The organism is Streptomyces sp. DT224 (genome assembly GCF_049844595.1).
Taxonomy (GTDB): domain Bacteria; phylum Actinomycetota; class Actinomycetes; order Streptomycetales; family Streptomycetaceae; genus Streptomyces.
Genome location: NZ_JBNCLI010000046.1, coordinates 1 through 493 on the forward strand (window position 1 = coordinate 1; position 493 = coordinate 493).

At 68.2% G+C, this 493-nt stretch carries 1 pseudogene; it reads left to right on the top strand.

What is annotated here, in order from left to right:
• A pseudogene (locus ACLQ2N_RS35965) lies at positions 1-258 on the top strand (MFS transporter); the annotation flags it as partial.
• Between the last annotated feature and the right edge of the window lie 235 nt (positions 259-493).

The following is a 493-nucleotide window of genomic DNA, read 5'->3' on the forward strand; positions in this document are numbered from 1 at the left end:
GGTGTCATCCTGGCCGTCACCCCCAAGAGCGAGACGTCGAGCGCCATGAGCTTCAACTACGTCGTCCGCAGCGTCGGATACTCCCTGGGCAGCGCCATCGGCGGCCTGATCCTCGCCGCGGGTACCGCCCCCGGCCACCTCTTCCCCGACGACAGCGCCTACACCACCGCGGCGCTGGTCGGCATCGGCGCCATGGCGATCACGACGCTGACAAGCCTCGCTCTCGCCCGCCGACGCCCGTCCGAAACCAACCCGTAAGAGCTCGCGCAAATACGCGGTGCGGGGAGCCTCGGCAACAATTCGGGCACCGGTCCCGATGAACATGGAGTCGCGACACTCTGTGCCCACTGGAGAGACTGAGCCCGTCCTGCCGTCACGGCCGTCACGGCCGTCAGTCCGCCGCCTTGGGCCGCCAGCCGGAGGCCCAATCATCGAGCGGGGCGAGAGATTCTTGAAGGGTCCTGCCCTGTTCAGTGAGCAGGTACCCCTCGCC